Annotated in this window: 15 protein-coding genes; all 15 read right to left on the reverse strand. The window is 61.6% G+C overall.

The window, feature by feature from the left end:
• Positions 1 to 70 precede the first annotated feature (70 nt).
• On the reverse strand, positions 71 to 1,012 hold the full coding sequence (locus K0F86_RS08580) for a LysR family transcriptional regulator (RefSeq protein WP_035823672.1): 942 nt from the start codon (positions 1,010 to 1,012) through the stop codon (positions 71 to 73).
• A 165-nt stretch (positions 1,013 to 1,177) separates the two neighbouring features.
• On the reverse strand, positions 1,178 to 2,152 hold the full coding sequence (gene yjfF, locus K0F86_RS08585) for a galactofuranose ABC transporter, permease protein YjfF (protein WP_219134014.1): 975 nt from the start codon (positions 2,150 to 2,152) through the stop codon (positions 1,178 to 1,180).
• Positions 2,149 to 3,219: an ABC transporter permease gene (locus K0F86_RS08590; RefSeq protein WP_219134015.1), complete on the reverse strand. Its 1,071-nt coding sequence runs from the start codon at positions 3,217 to 3,219 to the stop codon at positions 2,149 to 2,151. Before K0F86_RS08590 ends, yjfF begins: the two co-directional genes overlap by 4 nt.
• Positions 3,216 to 4,757: a sugar ABC transporter ATP-binding protein gene (locus K0F86_RS08595; protein WP_257572055.1), complete on the reverse strand. Its 1,542-nt coding sequence runs from the start codon at positions 4,755 to 4,757 to the stop codon at positions 3,216 to 3,218. Before K0F86_RS08595 ends, K0F86_RS08590 begins: the two co-directional genes overlap by 4 nt.
• Positions 4,758 to 4,766: 9 nt before the next feature.
• Positions 4,767 to 5,741, reverse strand: coding sequence for an ABC transporter substrate-binding protein (locus K0F86_RS08600; protein ID WP_219134016.1), 975 nt, complete (start codon positions 5,739 to 5,741; stop codon positions 4,767 to 4,769).
• A 160-nt stretch (positions 5,742 to 5,901) separates the two neighbouring features.
• Complete coding sequence (locus tag K0F86_RS08605; protein WP_219134017.1) at positions 5,902 to 6,927, reverse strand: arabinan endo-1,5-alpha-L-arabinosidase; 1,026 nt, start codon at positions 6,925 to 6,927, stop codon at positions 5,902 to 5,904.
• Positions 6,928 to 6,992: 65 nt separating this feature from the next.
• Positions 6,993 to 8,537 (reverse strand): alpha-N-arabinofuranosidase, encoded by a 1,545-nt coding sequence (locus tag K0F86_RS08610; protein WP_219134018.1) that lies wholly within the window; start codon positions 8,535 to 8,537, stop codon positions 6,993 to 6,995.
• A 230-nt stretch (positions 8,538 to 8,767) separates the two neighbouring features.
• Entirely contained in the window at positions 8,768 to 9,535 is a 768-nt protein-coding gene (locus K0F86_RS08615; protein WP_219134019.1) for an SDR family NAD(P)-dependent oxidoreductase, read from the reverse strand.
• A gap of 35 nt (positions 9,536 to 9,570) precedes the next feature.
• Positions 9,571 to 11,148 carry an aldehyde dehydrogenase (NADP(+)) gene (locus K0F86_RS08620; protein WP_219134020.1) on the reverse strand — a complete coding sequence of 526 codons (1,578 nt, stop codon included), beginning with the start codon at positions 11,146 to 11,148 and terminating at the stop codon, positions 9,571 to 9,573.
• Positions 11,145 to 12,137, reverse strand: coding sequence for an AraD1 family protein (gene araD1, locus K0F86_RS08625; protein ID WP_219134021.1), 993 nt, complete (start codon positions 12,135 to 12,137; stop codon positions 11,145 to 11,147). Before araD1 ends, K0F86_RS08620 begins: the two co-directional genes overlap by 4 nt.
• 12 nt (positions 12,138 to 12,149) lie before the next feature.
• The gene (locus K0F86_RS08630; protein ID WP_219134022.1) at positions 12,150 to 13,892 is read right to left on the reverse strand and encodes an IlvD/Edd family dehydratase; all 1,743 of its coding nucleotides are present in this window, start codon (positions 13,890 to 13,892) and stop codon (positions 12,150 to 12,152) included.
• Positions 13,893 to 14,088: 196 nt separating this feature from the next.
• The gene (locus tag K0F86_RS08635) at positions 14,089 to 15,159 is read right to left on the reverse strand and encodes an aldose epimerase family protein (RefSeq protein ID WP_219134023.1); all 1,071 of its coding nucleotides are present in this window, start codon (positions 15,157 to 15,159) and stop codon (positions 14,089 to 14,091) included.
• Between the two features lie 18 nt (positions 15,160 to 15,177).
• Positions 15,178 to 16,125, reverse strand: coding sequence for a glycoside hydrolase family 43 protein (locus tag K0F86_RS08640; protein WP_219134024.1), 948 nt, complete (start codon positions 16,123 to 16,125; stop codon positions 15,178 to 15,180).
• A gap of 24 nt (positions 16,126 to 16,149) precedes the next feature.
• A complete protein-coding gene (locus K0F86_RS08645; protein ID WP_219134025.1) occupies positions 16,150 to 17,502 on the reverse strand; it encodes an MFS transporter in 1,353 nt (450 codons plus the stop codon).
• 113 nt (positions 17,503 to 17,615) lie between these two features.
• Positions 17,616 to 20,273, reverse strand: a complete 2,658-nt coding sequence (locus K0F86_RS08650) for a TonB-dependent receptor (RefSeq protein WP_219134026.1) — start codon at positions 20,271 to 20,273, stop codon at positions 17,616 to 17,618.
• Positions 20,274 to 21,081: the final 808 nt, after the last annotated feature.

The following is a 21,081-nucleotide window of genomic DNA, read 5'->3' on the forward strand; positions in this document are numbered from 1 at the left end:
CCTGTCACCGTGCCATGTGTAGGTCGGATTAGCGGAAGGCGTAATCCGACACAACCACCACCGCGTCGTGTCAATACATGTCCGCAGCCGTGGCGCGTACAGCTTTCAACAGCATATCCGCCCCCGGCGACAGCAGATGATCCTGCTGGCGGATGATGCCGAACGCATCCATCTTGCACGGCAGTTCGATGGGCAGGATGCTCAGCACGTTCAACGATTCATAGTAATGGGCCACTTCCGTCGGCATCACGTGCAGCGAATCCGTCTGCTGCAGCAGGGACGTGATCAGCAGCAAGGCGGTGGTGTCGACGACGTCGACGGGCGGTTCCAGGCTGGCGCGGCGGAACATCATGTCGAAGCGGTGGCGCAGGATGCTGCCTTGCGGCGGCAGGATCCACGGCTGGCCCGCCAGATCCTTCAATTGCAGATTCTTGCGCGACAGCAGCGGGTGACCATTGCGCGCCACGGCGCTGGCCGGCTCTTCCGTCAATTCCTCGTAGATGAGACCGGCGCTGCTTTCCTTTTCCAGGATGCGCCCGATCATGAAATCGAGCGTGCCATGCTGCAGCATGTCCATCAGGGTGTTGCTGTGCTCCAAATGCACGCCGATGCGCATCAGCGGCGCCTGCTGCTTGATGCGGGCAATCGCGCGCGGCAGCAAGGCCATGGCCGGCGTCATGATCACGCCCACTTCCACCTGGCCCGTCAGGCCAGATTTAAGCGCGACGATGTCGTCATGCGCCAAGGACAGGCTCGTCAGGGCCATGCGCGCGTGGCGTATCATCGTTTCGCCGTAGATGGTCGGTTCCATGCCACGCGGCAACCTATCGAACAGGCGCACGTCCAGCATCTCTTCCAGGTCCTTGATTTGCTTGGACGCGGCCGGCTGCGTCATGTGCAATTCTTCCGCCGCGCGATGGATGTTGCGCTGCTCGTCAAGGGCGATCAACAGCAGCAATTGCCGCGTCTTCAGGCGGGCTCGCAAGAACCAGTTGGGGTTGAGGGTATCCATGAATAAATCATATCATGATCGATATCAGTTTTAACTCAATATCGATATTCCAGATATCGGTGTGTCTCCTTTTTGAGCGTCGTCAACGAGCGGTCACGATGCCTTGCAGGCGAGCGCCACCGCCATGCCGATGGCTGCGGCACGTGTGTGTTGCTTGAACATCGATTAACTCCCTTTGGTGGTTTTCTGGCCCATGGCCATCAGTCTTTGCACGACGCAAAAGACGAACAGCAGGCCGCCGATGACGATCTTGGTCCACCACGAGCTGAGCGTGCCGTCGAAGGCGATCAGGGTCTGGATGGTACCGAGCACCAGCACGCCCGACAGCGCACCGGCCACATAGCCATAGCCGCCGCTGAGCAGGGTGCCGCCGATGACGACGGCGGCAATCGCGTCCAGCTCCGTGCCTTGCGCATGCAAGCCATAGCCGGACAGCATGTAGAACGAAAACAGCACACCGCCCAGGGACGCACAGAATCCGCTGAAGGCGTAAATGAAGACCTTGGTGCGGCCCACTGGCAAGCCCATCATCAGGGCCGACTGCTCATTGCCGCCGATCGCATACACGGCGCGGCCGAACGGCGTGGCGTGCGCCAGCCAGATGGCCAAAAGTAACGTCGCCACGGCGATCACCACGCCGGGCGAGACAAAACCGCCGAGTAAGCCCAATTGCGTCTGCGACATGGCCACGAACAGCGGGTCATCGATGGTGATGGAATTGATGCTGATCAAGTAGCACAGTCCCCGCGCCAGAAACATGCCGGCCAGGGTGACGATGAACGGCTGCAATTTGAAATAATGGATCAGCGCGCCCATGCCGGCGCCAAACACGGTGCCCAGCGCCAGCACGGTGACGATCACCAGCAGCGGCGGCCAGTGCGCCACGTTCAGCAACCAGGCGGCGATCATGGTCGACAGGGCCAGCACGGAGCCGACAGACAAGTCGATGCCGCCGGAAACAATGACGAAGGTCATGCCGACGGCGATCACCAGCAAAAAGGCGTTATCGATCAACAGGTTAAAGATCACTTGCGTCGACAGCAAGCCCGGATAGGCGGCGCCACCCAGGCCCAGCATCACCACCAGCAGCAGGACCGTGACGAGCGAAGTGAAATACGGGGTGTGCAGCAAGCCCTTCATGCTTTTCTCCGATGCAGCAATTGCTTGAATTCCGACGATTGCGACAGGCAGACGAGGAAGACGACGACCGACTTGACGACCATGTTCACTTCGGGCGGCACGCCGAGCGAATAAATCGTGTAGGTCAGGGTCTGGATGATGAGCGCGCCGATCATGCTACCCACGAGGCTGAACTTGCCGCCGGCCAGCGACGTGCCGCCCAGGGTGACGGCCAGGATGGCGTCCAGTTCCAGCATCAGGCCCGCATTGTTCGCATCGGCGCTCTTGATGTTCGAGCTGATCATCAGCCCCGACAGGCCAGCGCAGGCGGCGCAAAAGACGTAGACGAAAAAGATCAAGGTAGCCGTCCTGATGCCGGCCAGGCGCGCGGCGACGGGGTTGATGCCAACGGCCTGGATGAACAGGCCCAATGCGGTCTTGCGCATCAGCACGGCCGTGATGATGAACACGGCCGCGACGAGGAACAGCGAGAACGGCAAGCCGAACAAATAGCCACTGCCGATGAAAAAGTACGGTTGATAATAGACGGTGACGATCTGCCCATCCGTCAGCAATTGCGCCAGGCCGCGCCCCGCCACCATCAATATCAATGTCGCGACGATCGGTTGCAAGCCGAGACCGGCCACCAGCACGCCATTCCAGGCGCCGCACAGCAGGGCCGCGCCCAGGGCCGCCGCCAGGGCCCAGCCCATGGGGATGTTGCTCACATAGGTAGCCACGCCATTGTCCATCACCATGGTGCCGCCGATCAGCATGGCGGCCACGGTGCCGGACAGGGCCACGACGGCGCCCACGGAAATATCGATGCCGCGCGTGGCGATGACCAGGGTCATGCCCAGGGCCGCCAGCATCAGCGGGGCGGCACGGTTGACGATGTCGATCACGCTGCCGTACAAATGGCCGTCGCGGATCTCCAGATGGAAAAAGCCGGGGATGGCAAAGAAATCGACCAGCAGCAGCAAGCACAGCGCGGCCAGGGGGCGGCTCAGAGGGTGGTGCAAGAAGGTATTCCCTGTAAAAGAAGCCGGGCGCGCCAAGGGCGCGCTGGAGGGCGTGGATAAACTCATGTGGCGTCTCCAGCAATCACTTGCAGCACGGAACTGTCATCGAGCTCACCGCGCGCATAATCGCCGCAAGCCTTGCGGTCGCGCATGACGACGATACGGTCGCTGCAGCGCAACACTTCCGGCAGTTCGGACGAAATGAACAGAATCGCCATGCCCTTGCGGCACAGCTTGCTCACATAACTCATGATTTCCTGCTTGGCGCGCACATCGATGCCGCGCGTCGGCTCGTCTAAAATCAGCATGGCCGGCGAGGTCACCAGCCAGCGCGCCAGCAAGGCTTTCTGTTGATTGCCGCCCGACAGGCTGCCGATCGGCGTTTCGATGCTGGCCGTCTTGATGCCCAGCGCCTTGACGTACTCGTCGGCCAGCGCCTGCTGGCGTTTGAACGGGATGGCGCGCACCAAGCCCGTGCGGGCCTGCAAGGCCAGGATGATGTTTTCGCGCACGGACAGCGATAAAATCGCGCCCTCGTGCTTGCGGTCTTCCGAGCAAAAGCCGATGTCACGGGCAATCGCATCGCGCGGCACGTGGAAGTGGCGCGGCTGACCCTGCATGGTGATGCTGCCCGAGTCGGCCTTGTCGGCGCCGAACAGCAGGCGCGCCAGTTCCGTGCGGCCCGAGCCGAGCAAGCCGGCCAGGCCCAGCAATTCGCCCTGGCGGATGTGGAAATCCATGGGCAGCAAGGCACCCTTGCGGCCCAGTCCTGTTGCTTCCAGCACGTTCGGACCAAAGCTGACCGCGCCCGCTTCTTGCGCCAGGTCAAGCTCTTGCGCTTGGGTATCCGCCGCCACGCCGATCATTTTATTGACCAGCGCCAGGCGCGACAGTTCGCTGCACGCATACTCTCCTTCGCGCTCGCCATTGCGCATCACCGTGATGCGGTCAGAAATGGCATAGGTCTGATCGAGAAAGTGGGTGACAAACAGGATCGCCATGCCCTGCTCGCGCAAACGGCGCAGTACGGAAAACAGCAGAGTGACTTCCGCCTCGTCCAGGCTGGACGTGGGTTCGTCGAGGATCAGCACGCGGGCCGAAATATTCAGCGCGCGCGAAATGGCCACCATTTGCTGGATGGCCAATGGAAAGCTGGACAGTTGCGCCGTGACGTCGATATCGATCTGCAATTGCTGCAGCAAGGCACGCGCCTGTTGCTGCATGGAACGCCAATCGATGAAGCCGAAGCGGCGCGGATAGCGGCCGATAAAAATGTTTTCCGCCACCGACAGGTTCGGGCACAGATTGACTTCCTGGTACACGGTGCTGATGCCGAGCGCCTGCGCGTCCGAGGTGGACGCGGGGGCGATGGCTTTGCCATCGAGCAAAATCTGGCCGCTGTCGGGCGTGTAGACGCCCGTCAGCACCTTGATCAGCGTCGATTTCCCCGCGCCGTTTTGCCCCATCAGGGTGTGCACTTCGCCCGGATACAGGCGCAGGGCAACATCGCTGAGGGCTTTGACGCCGGGAAAGGCTTTGCTGATGCCGCGCAACTCCAGCAAGGGAGCTGGCGCGGCCATGTGATGCGCTTGCGTATTCATCATGCGGCAAGCTTAGTACTTACGGTTCGGAAATTCCTTGGCGGCCACCTCGGCAGGGAACACGCCTTCCACCGTCGTGATGCGCGCCGGCACGGGCTTGCCGGCCACCACATCGCGGGCGATGGACATCAGTTGCGGGCCCAGCAGCGGGCTGCACTCGACGGTGACGTTCAGCTTGCCGGCGATCATGGCCTCGAACGCGCCTTTCACGCCGTCGATCGAGATGATGATGATGTCCTTGCCCGGTTTCATGCCCGCTTCTTCGATGGCCTGGATGGCGCCGATGGCCATGTCGTCATTGTGCGCATACAGCACGTTGATCTTCTTGCCTTCGGCCTTCAGGAACGCTTCCATCACTTCCTTGCCCTTGGCGCGCGTAAAATCACCCGTTTGCGAACGGATGATCTTCAGCTTGGGATTCTTGCCGATGACTTCCTGGAAGCCTTCCTTGCGGTCGATGGCGGGCGCGGAACCGACCGTGCCCTGCAGTTCGACGATGTTCAAGGTGGCATCCGGGGTTTTCTTGGCATAATCCAGCAGCCATTGGCCCGCGCGGCGGCCCTCTTCCACGAAATCGGAGCCGATAAAGGTCACGTACAGCGATTTGTCGGCCACGTTGACGGCGCGGTCCGTCAGGATGACGGGAATCTTGGCGGCCTTGGCTTCGCGCAACACCGTATCCCAGCCCGATTCCACCACGGGCGAGAAGGCGATCACGTCGACTTTTTGCGCGATGAACGAGCGCAAGGCCTTGACCTGATTCTCCTGCTTTTGCTGCGCGTCGGCAAATTTCAGGGTGACGCCATCTTTCTTGGCAGCATCCTTGATGGAGACGGTATTGGCGGTGCGCCATTCGCTCTCGGCGCCCACCTGCGAAAAGCCCATGACGAGGGGCTTGGCGGCGAAAGCGGACGTGGTAGCGAAGGTGGTGGCGGAAAAGGCCAGCAGCATGGCGCTGGCGAGGAGGGTGCGGCGGCTCAAGGTCATTCTTGTCTCCAGTTTTTTATTGGAATACCATCACAGCCGGATGCCGGATGGGCGGTTTTTTATGAACCCATGGTAGGAGAAAGCAACATAGCCATCCAATCAATTCTTTTTCGCTTGCGATACCGATTTGCGTATCCCCTGGCCCACCGCTCCTGGTCCCTTAGCGTTTGGCGGCCGGCAATTCGCGGCTTTGATAGCGGTTCAAGTCGCGCGGGTCCACCTGCGGCCAGCCGTCCTGGTCCCACGTCATGGGCAGGATCTTGAGCTTCTGTAAATAATTGTCCGCCGTCTCATACGCGTGCAGCACCAGGTAATCCTTGCCGTCGAACGTGTACGCGCTGTTGTGGCCCAGGCCTTGCCAGTCCTTGTCGCCTTGCAGCACCACGGTGCCGCCGCCCTGCGCCATGTCGCGCCCGTTCTTGTCCAGGTACGGCCCCGTCACGCTGTTGGAGCGGCCCACGGCCAGGTGGTAGGTACTTTTTTCCTTCTGGCAGCACAAACCCCAGGAAACGAACAGAAAGTAATCCTTGCCGCGCTGGAAGATGAATGGCGCCTCGATTTCCTCGGGCGCGGGCTTGAATTCGCCCGCCCTTGGCGGCAGCGGCGCCCGGCGCGCCAGCGAGTGCCACTCTTGCGGTTCCGCAATACGGGTCCAGTCGGGCGTCAACTTGACCAGCTTGATGCCGTTCCAGAACGAGCCGAAGGCCATCCACGGCGTGCCGGCCGCATCGGTGACGATGTTCGAGTCGATGGCATTCCACTCGTCGCGCTCGGGCACCGATTGCAGCAGCATGCCCTGGTCGACCCAACGGTAATCGGGCGAACGGGGATTCAAGGTGGTGTTGACGGTCACGCCGATGCCGGACGTGTTCTTGCCGAAACCGGAGACCGAGTAGTACAGGTAATACTTGCCGTCGTGAAATTGCACGTCGGGCGCCCAGATGTGGTCGTCAAACGATGGCGCGGCCGTTTTTGCCCACGTGGGCTGGCCCGCGAAGACGCGCCCTTCCGGCTGCCAGTCGCGCCTATTTTTCGAGCTGTAAAAGGTAATGCCGGGACCCGTGCTGTACAGATAATACGTGTCGCCTTCCTTCGCCATCACGGGGTCGTGCACGCTGACCTGGGCCGCCTGGGCGGGGCTGAAGGCAAGCATGGCCGCCAAGGCCATCATTGTCGAAAATTGCATCGTGTTCTCCACATGGCCAGCCGGCCCGTCATGCGGGCCGGCCGGATACCTCAACATCGGCAGGTTTATTCGACCGCCACCACCACGACGGCCTTGGCGGGCACGGACACGGTCAGCTTGCCGCCTTGCGCCTGGGCATTGAACGCCACCGGTTGCACGGCTTGCGGTTGCGCAAAGCTGTTGACAGCATCCATCTTGCCGGCGGTCAGCACGCGGCCCGTCACCTTGACCACTGGCTTGCCGGCCAGCGCCACGCTCACGTCGACGGCCTTGTGCGGGTTCGTGTTGACCAGCGACAAGTAAACCTTGCCATCCTTGCCGCGCGCGGCCGAGGCGCTCACTTCAGGAATGCTGACCTTGCCCAGGCTGTACTTGCCATTGCCGCTAATGGCGACCGGCAGCGAGGTGGCATCCTGGAACGGCACATACATTTCAAACGCGTGATACGTGGGGGTGAGGAAATAGCTATCCTTGTCCGTGATGATCATGGCCTGCAGCACGTTGACCATCTGCGCGATATTCGTCATGCGCACGCGGTCCGCGTGCTGATGGAAAATATTGAAGTTCAGGGCGGCGACCAGCGCGTCGCGCAAGCTGTTTTGCTGGAACAGGAAGCCCGTGTTGGTGCCCGGCTCCACGTCGTACCAGGTGCCCCATTCATCGACGTACAAGCCCGTCTTTTTCGAGGGGTCGTTCTTGTCGATGGCGGCGAGATTGTTCTTGATCAAGCTATCGATGCGCAGGGTGCGGCTCAGGGTGGAAATCCATTCATTTTCGCCAAAGCCCGTGGCGGCGCCCTTCTTTTCCCATACGCCGGTCGGCACCGTGTAGTAGTGGAAACTGATGGCATCCATCATGTTCGGCTTGATTTCGCGGCTCAGGGTGCCGGACCAGCTGATGTCGTCGTCATTGCCGCCGCTGGCGATGAATTTCGGGCGCGTGCTTTCCGGCGTCTTCATGAAGGTGTGATAGTGCTTGTACAGGTCGGCGTAGTACTGCGGACGCATATTGCCGCCGCAACCCCAGGCTTCATTGCCGATGCCGAAATAATCGACCTTGTATGGCTGCGCACGGCCATTCTTGCGGCGCAACTCGGCCAGGGTCGACTTGCTGTCCGACGTCATGTATTCGAGCCACTCGGACATTTCCTGTGGCGTGCCGGAACCGAGATTGCCGTTGATATAGGTCTGTGCGCCCAGCAATTCCGCCAGGTCGAAGAATTCATGCGTGCCGACGGCGTTCGACTCTTCCACGCCGCCCCAGTTGGTGTTGACCTTGGTCGGGCGCTGGGCGCGCGCGCCGATGCCGTCCTTCCAGTGGTATTCATCGGCAAAGCAGCCGCCCGGCCAGCGCACCAGCGGCACATGCAACTGTTTCAGCGCGCCCAGCACGTCATTGCGCCAGCCCTTGGTGTTCGGAATGGCAGAGTCCGGCCCCACCCACATGCCTTCGTAGATACCGGTGCCCAGATGCTCGGCGAACTGGCCGTAGACGTTCTTGTTGATCACGGGACCGGGCGTGGCTACGTCGATGGTGACCTTGACGGGCGCGGCAAAGGCGCCGCCGACGACGAGGCTCAAGGCCACGATGCTGGTATGGATGAATTTCATGCTGTCTCCTGTTTTTGTAGTGAAAAGCAAGGGCCGGGATCAACCCCGGCACAATCTGGAATGGCGATGCCTCTCCTGCCGCGGGGTTGGGGCGGCAAGAGCGGTATTTCTAAAGGGAAAGATTTGGCTGCGGGCAAGCCCGCGCCCGACAAAACGCCCAGGGCTAGGCGCAGGGTCGAAGACAGTACGCTAGTACGGCGAGACCCTGCAACAACGCCCTGGACGTTTTGTCAGACCCAGCCGGCGTCGACAATGAATTCCTGACTGGAGCACATCGCGCCGTCATCGGAGGCGAGGAACAGCACCATGGCGGCGATGTCCTGTGGCATCAGCTTGCTTGGCAAGCACTGACTTTTCTGGATTTCCACTTCCGCCGCGTCGTCGACCCACAGGTCGATCTGGCGCTGCGTCATGACCCAGCCGGGCGTGACGGTATTGACGCGGATATTGTGGGCGCCATAATCGCGCGCCAGGCCCCGCGTGAGGCCCACGACGGCCGCCTTGGTGGTGGCATACACGGGATAGCCGCCCGACTTCATGTGCCAGGAAATCGAGCTGACGTTGATGATGGAACCGCCGCCCTGGCGTTTCATGCCCTCGAAGACGGCCTGGCACGTGAAGAACATGGGACGCTGATTGATCGCAATGCGCTCGTTCCAGTACTCCAGGGTGACGTCCTGCGCCTGATGGCGCTGGTCATTGGCCGCATTGTTGACGAGGATATCGAAGTCGCCCAGCTTCTCGGCCAGTTCCGCCATGACGGCTTGCAGCGAGGCAATATCCGTGATGTCGCAATGGCGGAACAGGGGCGCCGTCAAGCCCGCTTCGGCCAGGCGGCGGCACAGGGCCTCGCTCGCTTCCACGGCGATGTCGACAAACGCCACCAGCGCGCCCTGGGCGGCAAACTCCGCCACCAAAGATTCGCCGATGCCGCTGCCACCGCCCGTGATGAACACGCGCTTGCCCTGCAAGCTGCCATATTTCGCCAATTGCTTCATTTTGTCTCCACCTGTGTATTTTTATTTTTTTATGATTAAAGTTTGCCCAGCACGCCATCGTGACGGCGCCAGATACTGAGCGGATTATCGTCGCGCAGCGATGCCGGCAGCAAGTCCTGCAGCAGGTTCTGGTAAGACACGGGACGCAGGAAGCGGTTGATGGCCGCCGTGCCGACCGAGGTGCTGCGGCCGTCCGAGGTGGCCGGGAACGGGCCGCCGTGCACCATGGCCGTCGACACTTCCACGCCGGTCGGGAAACCGTTGGCCAGGATGCGGCCCACGCGGCGCTCCAGCACGGGCAGCAGCCGGCGCGCATTGTCCACGTCGCCGGCATCCATCTGCAGGGTGGCCGTCAGCTGGCCTTCCAGACTTTCCGTGATCGCCAGCAATTGCTCCATGTCGCGGCACGCCACCAGCAGGGAGGCGGGACCGAACACTTCATCGCGCAGATCGTGCTTGCCCAGGAAAGCCTCGCCCGAAGTGACGAACAGGGCGGCGGCGCCCTTGCCTTCCTCGCCCGTGTTGTGCACCAGCGGCGTCACGTCCGCGTGCTGCGCCAGGGCGGCCACGCCCTTGGCATAGCTGCTGGCGATGCCGGCCGTCAGCATGGTGGCGGCCGGCGCGGGCGCCAGCGCTGCGGCGGCGGCGGCGGCAAAGGCCGTGAAGTCGGCGCCCTCCAGGCCCAGCACGAGGCCGGGATTGGTGCAGAACTGGCCCACGCCCATCGTCAGCGAGGCGGCAAAACCGCTGGCGATCGCCGCGCCACGGGCAGCCAAGGCTTGCGGCAGCACAAACACGGGGTTGATGCTGCTCATTTCCGCATACACGGGTATCGGCTGCGCACGTTCCGCCGCCACCTTCATCAGGGCGATGCCGCCCGAACGCGAACCCGTAAAGCCCACCGCCTGGATAGCCGGATGGGCGACCAGCGTCTGGCCGATGCCATTGCCCGTGCCCGTCAGCAAGGCGAACACGCCGGCCGGCAGCTGGCAAATCTCGATGGCTTTGACGATGGCGCGCGCCACCAGTTCGGACGTGCCAGGATGGGCCGAATGGGCTTTCAAGACGACAGGGCAGCCAGCCGCCAGGGCCGAGGCCGTATCGCCGCCGGCCACGGAGAAGGCCAGCGGGAAGTTACTGGCCGCAAATACGGCGACGGGCCCCAGGCCGATCATGCGCAAGCGCAGGTCAGGACGCGGCGGTGTGCGCTCGGGCAAAGCCGAATCGATGCGCGCATCGGTCCACGAGCCTTCGCGCAGCAAGCCGGCGAACAGTTTTAATTGACCGACGGTGCGGCCACGTTCGCCTTCCAGGCGCGCGCGCGGCAAGCCGCTTTCTGTCATGGCGCGCACGATCAAGTCGTCGCCCAGTTCGCCGATTTGCGCGGCGATGGTGTCCAGGAATTCGGCACGCTGCGCATCGCTGGTGGCGCGGAACGGGTCGAACGCGGCTTGCGCCAGACGGCAAGCCGCGTCGATTTGCGCGACGTCCACCATGTGGAAGGCGGGCGCGATGTGGGCGCGCGCGGCCGGGTCCCACGCTTCGAAGGAGCCGCCATTGCCCTTGACGGCGACGCCGCCGATCAATGCCTCACCGGTGATATTGAAACTCATAATGTGCTCACTTTCGCAAATGCGGTTGGGAAGACGTCGAGGCGGTTGCGCAAGGCAGGGCCAAAGGCCGGCGCTTCGATTTCAAAGGTTTCGCCCGGCGCCACGCTCACGCCATCGGCAAAGCTCAGGGTGGCCGTGCCAAAAAAATGCACGTGCACGTCGCCAGGGCGCTTGAACAGCGGATACTTGAAATGATGGTGTTCCAGGTTGGCAATCGTGTGCGACATATTCTCTTCGCCACTGACAAAGGCCTTTTCCCAGCGCACCTTGCCGGCGGCATCGAGCACGCGCGAGCTGCCGGCGATATGCGCGGGCAATTCGCCCACCAGCAGGGCCGGCCCCACGCTGCACATGCGCAGCTTCGAATGGGCCAGGTACAGATAGTTCTGGCGTTCCGTCACATGGTCCGAGAACTCATTGCCGATGGCGTAGCCGACCCGGTACGGCTGGCCGTCATCGCCGATCACGTACAGGCCGGCGATTTCCGGCTCTTCGCCGCCATCGAGGGCAAAGTCCGGCATGCGCAGCGGCTGGCCGCTGGCGCGCACGATGGAGCCGTCACCTTTATAAAACCATTCTGGCTGGGCGCCGGCCGTGCCATCGGCAGGCTTGCCGCCTTCCACACCCAGGCGGAACATTTTCATGGAGTCGCTCAGGGAATCGGCATCGCCGCCGATCTTCTTGTGCATGGCGTCGCGTGCGCCGGCGCTGCCCAGGTGGGTCAGGCCCGTGCCCGTCACGTAGCAGTGCGCCTCGTCCGCGTGGTCGAGCGGAGGCAACACACGCCCGGCAGCGGCCACGTCCGCATAGACATGCGTGGTGTTGCCGACAGTGGCGTTGACCAGATCGGCCAGGTTGACCTTTTTGCGGATGGCGTCTTGCGCCAGCGCATACGTCGTGTTGTAGCCTTCGATGACGCGGATGACGTCGTCTTGCAGCAGGCCGACGAGGCGGCCGCCATGTTCATTCGTAAATTGCAGCAACAGCATAGTTGTCTCCGCTTAATGTGAGTGGCGCGGCACGGCGGAACCGCGATTGCCGACGAGGAAGTCGAAATCGCAGCCTTCGTCGGCTTGCAACACGTGTTCGATGTACAGCTGCTGGTAGCCGCTCTTCGGTCCGGGCGCGCTGCCCAGTTCGCGCTTCGCCAGGCGTTCGGCGATTTCCGCGTCGCTGATGTCGATGTTCAGGCTGCCGGCGTGGCAATCGAGGGCGATCATGTCGCCATCGCGCACGATGCCCAGCGGGCCGCCCGCCATGGCTTCCGGCGCCACGTGCAGCACGACGGTGCCGTAGGCCGTGCCGCTCATGCGCGCGTCCGAGATGCGCACCATGTCGGTGATGCCTTGCGCCAGCAGTTTCGGCGGCAAGCCCATGTTGCCCACTTCGGCCATGCCCGGATAGCCTTTCGGGCCGCAATTTTTCATCACCAGCACGGAGTTCGCGTCGACGTCCAGGTCGGGATCGAGGATGCGCGATTTGTAATGTTCAAAGTCTTCGAAGACGACGGCCTTGCCCCGGTGCCGCATCAAATGCGGCGAGGCGGCCGATGGTTTCAAGACGGCGCCGCGCGGCGCCAGGTTGCCGCGCAACACGCAAATGCCGCCATCGGCCAGCAAGGGGTTGTCCAGCGTGCGCACCACTTCATCGTTGTAGATCGGCGCGTCGACGCAGTTGTCCCAGAGCGACTTGCCGTTGACGGTCAAGGCATTCTTGTGCGGCAGCAAATCGCCCTCGCCCAGGCGGCGTATCACGGCCGGCAAGCCGCCCGCGTAGTAAAACTCTTCCATCAGGAAACGGCCCGACGGCAGCAAGTCGACGATGGTCGGCGTGCCACGGCCGACCTTGGTCCAGTCTTCCAGCTCCAGCGGCACGCCGATCCGGCCGGCAATCGCTTTCAGGTGGATCACGGCATTGGTGGAACCGCCAATGGCCGCGTTGACCTTGATGGCGTTTTCAAACGCCTCGCGCGTCAGCACTTTCGACAGGCGCAGGTCTTCATGCACCATTTCAACGATGCGGATGCCCGACATGTGCGCCAGCACGTAGCGGCGCGAATCGACGGCGGGGATGGCCGCGTTGTGCGGCAGGGACGTGCCCAGCGCTTCGGCCATGCTGGCCATCGTCGAGGCCGTGCCCATGGTGTTGCAGGTACCTGCCGAGCGCGACATGCCCGATTCGGCCGACATGAACTGGTGCAGGGTGATCGATCCCGCCTTCATCTGCTCGTGCAGCTGCCACACGGCCGTGCCGGAACCGATGTCCTTGCCGTTGAGCTTGCCGTTCAGCATGGGGCCGCCGCTGACGACGATGGTGGGGATATCGACGCTGGCCGCGCCCATCAGCAGCGCTGGCGTGGTCTTGTCGCAGCCGACCAGCAGCACGACGGCGTCCATCGGGTTGCCGCGGATCGATTCTTCCACGTCCATCGACGCCAGGTTGCGCGTCAGCATGGCGGTCGGGCGCAGATTCGATTCGCCGTTCGAGAAGACGGGGAATTCCACAGGGAAACCGCCCGCTTCCAGGATGCCGCGCTTGACGTGTTCGGCCAGCTGGCGGAAATGCGCGTTGCACGGGGTCAGTTCGGACCAGGTATTGCAGATGCCGATGATGGGCTTGCCGTGAAATTCGTGGTCAGGTATGCCCTGGTTTTTCATCCAGCTGCGGTACATGAAACCGTTCTTGTCCTGCGAGCCGAACCACTCGGCCGAGCGCAGGGCTACCTTCTTTTTTGTCTCAGACATGCCATTCTCCTGGTTGTGCCATGCCGGATCTAATGTCGTCGGCCCGGGCAGCGATGTTGGAATACTAAAGAATCCTGCCATGCCTTTCCAATCAATTTTTAATGCGTTCCGATATCGAAAACGGTATCAGCATGCCCCAATGAAAACGCCCTGCGGGCGCGTGGCGGCAGGGCGTGGGCTGTTTTGGCAGGGGTGCTTACTCGGCGGAAAACCGGTACACGGTTACCGTCCGGTATTCCTCGCCGGGCCGCAAAATGGCATTCGGGAAATGCGCCTGGTTCGGCGAATCGGGAAAATGCTGGGTTTCCAGGCATAGCGCGCTGCGGTAACTGTGGGCACCCCGCTTGCCGTGCTGGCTGCCGTCGAGGAAGTTACCGGAATAAAACTGGATGCCCGGCTCCTGCGTGTACACCTGCATCACCCTGCCCGATTCCGGCTCGCGCACGGTGGCGGCCAGCGTCAGCCCGTGATCTGCGCGTTGATTCAGCACAAAGTTATGGTCGTAGCCGCGACCGATGCGCAGCTGTTCATGCGGCACATCGATGTTGTCGCCGATGACGGTGCTCTGGCGCAAGTCAAACGGCGTGCCGGCGACGTCCGCCAATTCTCCCGTGGGGATAGCCCCCGCATCGACGGGCAGGTAGCGGTCCGCGTTGATAGACAACGCGTGGCCGAGGATAGTGCCCTGCCCCGCCAGGTTGAAATAGCTGTGGTTGGTCAGGTTGATCGGTGTGGCCTGGTCCGTCACGGCGTGGTAGCGCAGGCTCAGCGCGTTGTCGTCATCCAGTTCATAGCTCAGCGTCACGTAGAGCTTGCCCGGATAGCCATCTTCACCGTGCGGGCTGCTGCGCGTGAACGTGATGCCCACGGCGTCATCCTTCGTGAACGGCGCGGCCTGCCACATCACCTGGTGAAAGCCCTGGTTGCCACCATGCAAGTGATTCGGCGCATTGTTCACGGCCAGCTGGTAATCCTTGCCGTCGAGGCTGAAACGTCCCTCGGCGATGCGGTTGCCGTAACGGCCAATGACGGCGCCCAGGAAGGCGCTGTTCTGCAAATACGGTTCGAGGCGCTCGAAACCCAGCACCACGTCGGCAAACGTGCCGTCGCGGTCCGGCACGTGGATTGCGCTGATGATGGCGCCAAAGTCGAGCACTTTTACCTGCATGCCCTGGCGGTTCGCCAGGGTAAACACCGTCACGTGCTGGCCATCGGGCAGGATGCCGAATGGCGCTTGCGTCACTGAAACAGAATCAACTGGGGTCATGGCGTCGGGTCCGGAACGTTACAGGGTCGATGAGCGGCCAAACACGGGCATGCCTTGCGCATCCCAGCGCAGCGGCTTCACAAACGTGTGGCGATCCGGGTTCCACAGGGGGTCGCCGACGATTTCCGTGTAGGTGCGGGCATGGTACACCAGCAATACGCCGTCGCCGTCGTCAGCCGTGGTGAAACTGTTGTGGCCGGGGCCGTAGATGCCGTGCTCGTAGCAGGTGGCAAACACGGGCACGGGCGACTTGCTCCAGGAAGACGGATCGAGCAGGTCGGCGGACTCGTCGGCCCACAGCAGGCCCATGGCGTAGTTTTCATCGGTGGCGCTGGCCGAGTAGCTGATGAAGATCTTGCCATTGCGTTTCAGCACGGACGGTCCCTCGTTGACCCAGAAGCCGCGGATTTCCCAGTCGAACTCCGGTTTGCTCAGCATCACGGGCCGGCCGACCAGCTGCCACGGCGTGGCCATCGGCGCGATGTACAGGTTCGAATTGCCCTCGATGGCGACATCTTTCTGCGCCCACAGGTAGTACAGCACGCCATTGTGCTCGAACGTGGTGGCATCGAGGCAGAAGGTGTCGATGCCCGTGTCGATCTGCCCCATGAATTCCCACTCGCCTTCCAGCGGGTTGGCGTTGGTGTTGCGGATCGCATACATGCGGTGCTGGAACAGTTGATGTTTGATTTCGCGGCTCGGCGCGGCGGCGAAATACACATACCAGGCGCCCTGGTTGAAGTGCAATTCCGGCGCCCACACCAGCTCGCTGTACGGTCCCATTTCCGGCTTGTGCCACACGTCGACCGTTGGCGCGTCGGCCAGGCCGGCGATGCTGTCGGCGCGGCGCAGCTCGATGCGGTCGTACTGGGGCACGGAGGCCGTAAAGTAATAGTAACCGTCGCTGTGACGGTAAATGTGCGGATCGGCACGTTGTTCGATCAGCGGGGTCAGGACTTCAGCCATGTTGTTTACTCCAAATAATTAGTCTCAGGCGGCTACATAGCCGCGCTTGTGCATTTCGGTTTTCACGCCCGTGTAATAGCTGTCGCTGATGCGGTACTTGAACATCAGCAAGCCCATCAGCAAATGAAAGAAGCCGGGGATGATCGACAGCATCAGGGCGATGCCGTTCAGGGCAAATTGCGTTTGTTCATGGTTGGGCTGGTAGTCGAAGTAGGACAGCAGCATGCCGACCAAAAAGCCCGCCACGGCCATGCCGGCCTTCTGGCAGACGGAAATGCCGCCAAAGGCGAAGCCGGAGACGCGCTTGCCCGTTTTGACTTGACCATAATCGATGGTTTCCGCGATGGCCGACCAGAACACGGGCGCATGCAAGTCCACCACAAAGGAGAGCAGGAAATACAGGGCGAAAGCCAGCACGGTGTCGCTCGGCTTCACAAAAAAGTAGATCGCCAGGCTGATCAGCGCGACGCCGATTTGCGAGTAGCGGAACAGCTTGACCTTGCAATAAAACTTGGTGATCCAGGTCGAGGCGATCATGGCCAGGATGGCCGCCACCACGCCCGTGGTCAGAAAGGCGGCCACGGTTTCCGTGCTGCCACCCAGATAGTATTTCGCATAATAGATGGCGACGGAACCGCGCACCACGTAGCCGACCGTGCCCGTGACGCACACGCCGCACAGCACCAGCCACTGGTCGTTCTGCAGCAGCACCTTCATTTGTTCCAGCAGCGATTGTTTTTCCACCACGTGCACGACGCGCTCGGTGGTGGTGAAATAGCAGAACAGGAACAGGGCCACGCCCATCACCGCCATCACGGCCATGGCCGCCTGGTAGCCGACGGCCGGGTTGCCGCCGCCCCAGCGCTGCGACAGCACCGGCACGACGATGGTCACCATGAAGGCGCCGATCTTGGCGAAGAACAAACGGTAGCCATTGGCCGACAGGCGCTCGTGCGGGTCGCTGGTGAGTCCGCTGATCAGCGAGATGTAGGGGATGCCCACGCCGGCCGTCATGATGGTCATCAGGATATACGTCGAATACGCCCAGATCAATTTGGCGTCATAGCCCCATTCCGGCGTGGTGAACACAAAAAACACGCTGACGCCGAACGGCACGGCCAGCCACAGCAGGTAGGGACGGTAACGGCCTGCGGCAAAGCTGTAGCGGTCCGTGATCTGGCCCATGCCCAGGTCGGCGATGGCGCCGATGACTTTCACGGCCACGAACAGCAGGGCCAGGTCCGTGGTTTTCAAGCCATAGATATCGGTATAGAAAAAGGTGATGATCAACATCATCGACGAGATGACGACATTGAGCGCCATGTCGCCGGCGCCGAAGCCGACCTTTTCAACGGTGGATAATTTTTGCGTCTCCATGCTTTCCGTCCATTCTTTTGATGATGAATCGTGTCTGACTGCCCAACTGCAACGCAAGGGGCGCTGCCGGCCGAAACCTTGGCAACGCCCTTGATGTTTACTGTGCGACCAACTTACATTTTCCAGCGTAAAGACAGGCCGACTGTCCGGTCATAACGGCGCGTATCGCGCGGATACACGCCTGCCTCGTTCCAGTAATCCTTGAACTTGGTATCGAGCAAGTTATTCCCGTCGAGGGTCACGGTGAACTGCTCATTGATCTTGTATGACAGCGATCCGTCAAGCTGCGCCGTCGGCGCCACTTTCAAGTCCAGGCCGGGGCCGCCCTGGTTGTAGCTGTCGATGAATTTCGAGCGCCAGTTGTAGGCCAGGCGGCCCGACCACGCATCTTTTTCGTACAGCAACACCAGGTTGTAGGCATAGCGCGACACGCCCGTGATGGCATGGCTGCCCGTCTCATCGTCGGTGCTGCCGCTCATGTAGGTGCCGTTCGCTTGCAAGCCCAGGCCACTCAACAGGCCCGGCAAGCCGTCATAAAACTGCTGGTAGCCGATTTCCAGACCTTGCAGCTTACCGGCGCCCGTGTTGTACGGGCGGTCCACGTCGTAGGCCTTGCCACCGATGGTTTCGCTGGCAATGCGTTGCTGGATATAGCCGTCGAACTTGTGGTGGAACACGGTAGCCGTCACGGAACCGGCCGGCGCGAAATACCATTCCAGTGCGGCATCAACATTGTCGCCCGTCACCGGTTTCAAATTCGGATTGCCGCCCGCGCCCGTCGCCTTCACCGTTTCCGTCGAGTTGACCAGGGCCACGCCCGGGTTCAGCTGTGCAAAGCCGGGGCGGCTGATGGTGCGGCCTGCCGCGAAGCGGCCCACCAGGTCGGCGCGCAGCTTGATTTTCAGGGCCACGCTGGGCAGCACGTCGGTGCTGGCCGTGTCGCTGATGACGGGCGTGTAGACGCCATCCTGCGAACTGTTGCCTTGCAGGCTTTGTTCGGCGCGCACCACACGCACGCCCAGAGTGCCGTCGACGGGGTAGGCGCCCAGCTTGAAGGCGATCTTCGCCTTGGTGTAGATCGAATACGTCTTTTCCGTATCCTTGAAGAAGGAGCCAGGATCCATGGCGCGCGCGGCGCCGCTGCCCGTGACGGCTTGGCGGATCGTACCCGTGTTATTGAGCAGGAAGCTGGCACACGGCGTGTACCACTGCTTCAAGCCATAGTCGGGACCGCCGCCGGACATCGGTTCCGACAGGCAATTGAGGCCGGGAATCGAGGTCACGCTCTGGCGGCCGAACGGAAACGCGGCGCCGGACACGTCCGGTGCTTCCGCATTGCCCTCGAAGCTCTTGATCGATTCGGCTTCGCGCTTGACGCCGCGCACGCCGACGCTGATTTCCTTGAAAAAGCCGCCTGAGCTCGGCGTGTACGCGAGGTCCGCGCGCAGGTCGTTCGAGCTGCCCTTGTCTTCGCCGTAGCGGTCGAAGAAACCCTTCAGATAGTAGTTCGACGGGTCTTGCAGATCGATGCCCGTGTAGTCGACGTGCAGGGTGCCGTTCTGGTTGGTATTGATGGTGGCGTTCGGCACGACGGTGATGGCATCGAGAATCGGATTGCGCCAGGCATAAGTGCTTTTGGTGCTGGCCACTTCCGACGTGAAGCGCCATTCCGGGTTGATATCCCACAAGCCGCCCACGGCAAACTGCTGCGTCTTCGTCTGGTTCTTGTTCGCCTGCGTCGACATGATGGTGTTGACGTTGGTCGAGGTCAGCGTTTGCAGCTGGTTGCTGCCGGCAATCTTGGTGGCCGACACGGGCGTGCCCCACCATGGCAAGCCGACGAAGTAATCGGACTCGGCGTCGAGCAGGAAGCGCGTGGCCATGCCTTCCGCGTACAGTTCGATATCGGCGTTCGGACGCCATTGCAGCACGGCATTGGCGGTGCTGCGGCGGCGGTCGCCCTTGATCGGCAACAAACCCACCTGGTCCGGCCCCGTCAAGCCCGGCGACAGGAAACTTTTGTCCACGGGCGCCGTACTGAACGCGCGTTCCTCATGGTAACGGTGTTGCTGCTGCGACAAGCCCAGCAGCGCGCCCACTTCGCCGATGCCCGTCTTCCAGCGGTTCGACAGCATGCCGCTGATGTTCGGGTCGGTGGCCTTGGATTTGTCGCTGTAAACGGCGCGTGTGTTGACGCTGGCGGTAAACTCCTTGAAGTCGAACGGGCGGTTCGTGCGCACGTCGATGATGCCGGCCACGCCGCCTTCGACCTGGTCCGCGCCCTGCGACTTGTACACGTCCACGCGCTGCAGCATGGTGGCGGGAATGTCGGCCAGATTGACGTAGCGGCCCGTGGTGGTGAACAGTTCGCGGCCGTTGAGCAGGGTCGTGACATCGCGCAAGCCGCGGATCATGACGGCGCTCGCCTCGCCCGAATCGCGGCGGATCTGGATGCCGGAAATGCGCGCCAGGGTCTCGGCCACGTTATTGTCAGGGAATTTGCCGATGTCGTCAGCGACGATGGAATCGATGACCTGGTCCGAACGCATCTTGATCTGCTGCGAATTTTGCGCCGAGCGGCGCACGCCGCTGACGGTCACGACCGACACTTCCGCCGCAGGCTCGGCACTGGCATCGGCCGCCACCGCGTCCTGCGCCCAGACCGAAGCCGTGCTCAGCAGGCCGATACCGGCCAATGCCGCAACGGCTGCCTTCAAAATGAATGGACGAGGGAAAGTGGCCGCGAGCGGGCCGGTAGCATGGCGCATCATGAATCTCCAGATATTGTATTGATATTTTTTATGCCGCTTGCATGTCGTGCGCATGCTCGGCGTTTATCTTAGGGGCTGGACGATAATCTCTCCAATCAATTTTTCCACTGTTTCGATATCAATTTTGATATCGGTGGCTGAAGGAGTTTGGAGCTTGTAAAGCGACAACGGCTGGGGCGTCAGGAGCATTTCCGAGAGGAACTGCGCAAAAAAAAGTGGCCGCGCTGGCGTGCAGCATGAGAGTACGAATAAGACCAGGCTGATGGCGTAGTATTGCGCCCCCCACCCATCGCTTGCACAGGAGTTCGCATGAACATTTTGGCAGACGCTCACGTCAATCGATTTGTATCAGTGGCTGCTCCCGTTCTTCAACCGCAGCGGAAGATATGGCACTACTGCCGAACTATTGAGGGCTTTTCCCTATCCCGGAGACGCGCCATCCCAAACTGACGGTGATCCGCAAGTAACGGCCTACGCTAAAACAGATCCATGAGGACCTAAAGGAATTGGGGGTCGAGGGGGTTCACGATAGGGGCGCGTCGTTCACTAGGGCATGGAGAGCGGGTCAATCCTTCTAGCAAACGAACAAGTATCTGCCTCCTGGAACGAGTCAAGGTAAATGAACTGCTCACGGTTAGCGAAGTCGCGAAATTAGTGGGGCGTTGTAGATTCGTTCGCACGGAATTGTTGAAAGCTGATCTGGCTGCATGTTTTGCAAACGTTACTGCGATTTGTCCTGGCTTGAAAAAGAGCTGAACAGTAGCTCGTGCAATTACAACCGTGATTGAAAAATGGCCAATAAATTCAA

The organism is Janthinobacterium sp. UMAB-60 (genome assembly GCF_900095235.1).
In the GTDB taxonomy this organism is placed as follows: Bacteria; Pseudomonadota; Gammaproteobacteria; order Burkholderiales; family Burkholderiaceae_D; genus Janthinobacterium.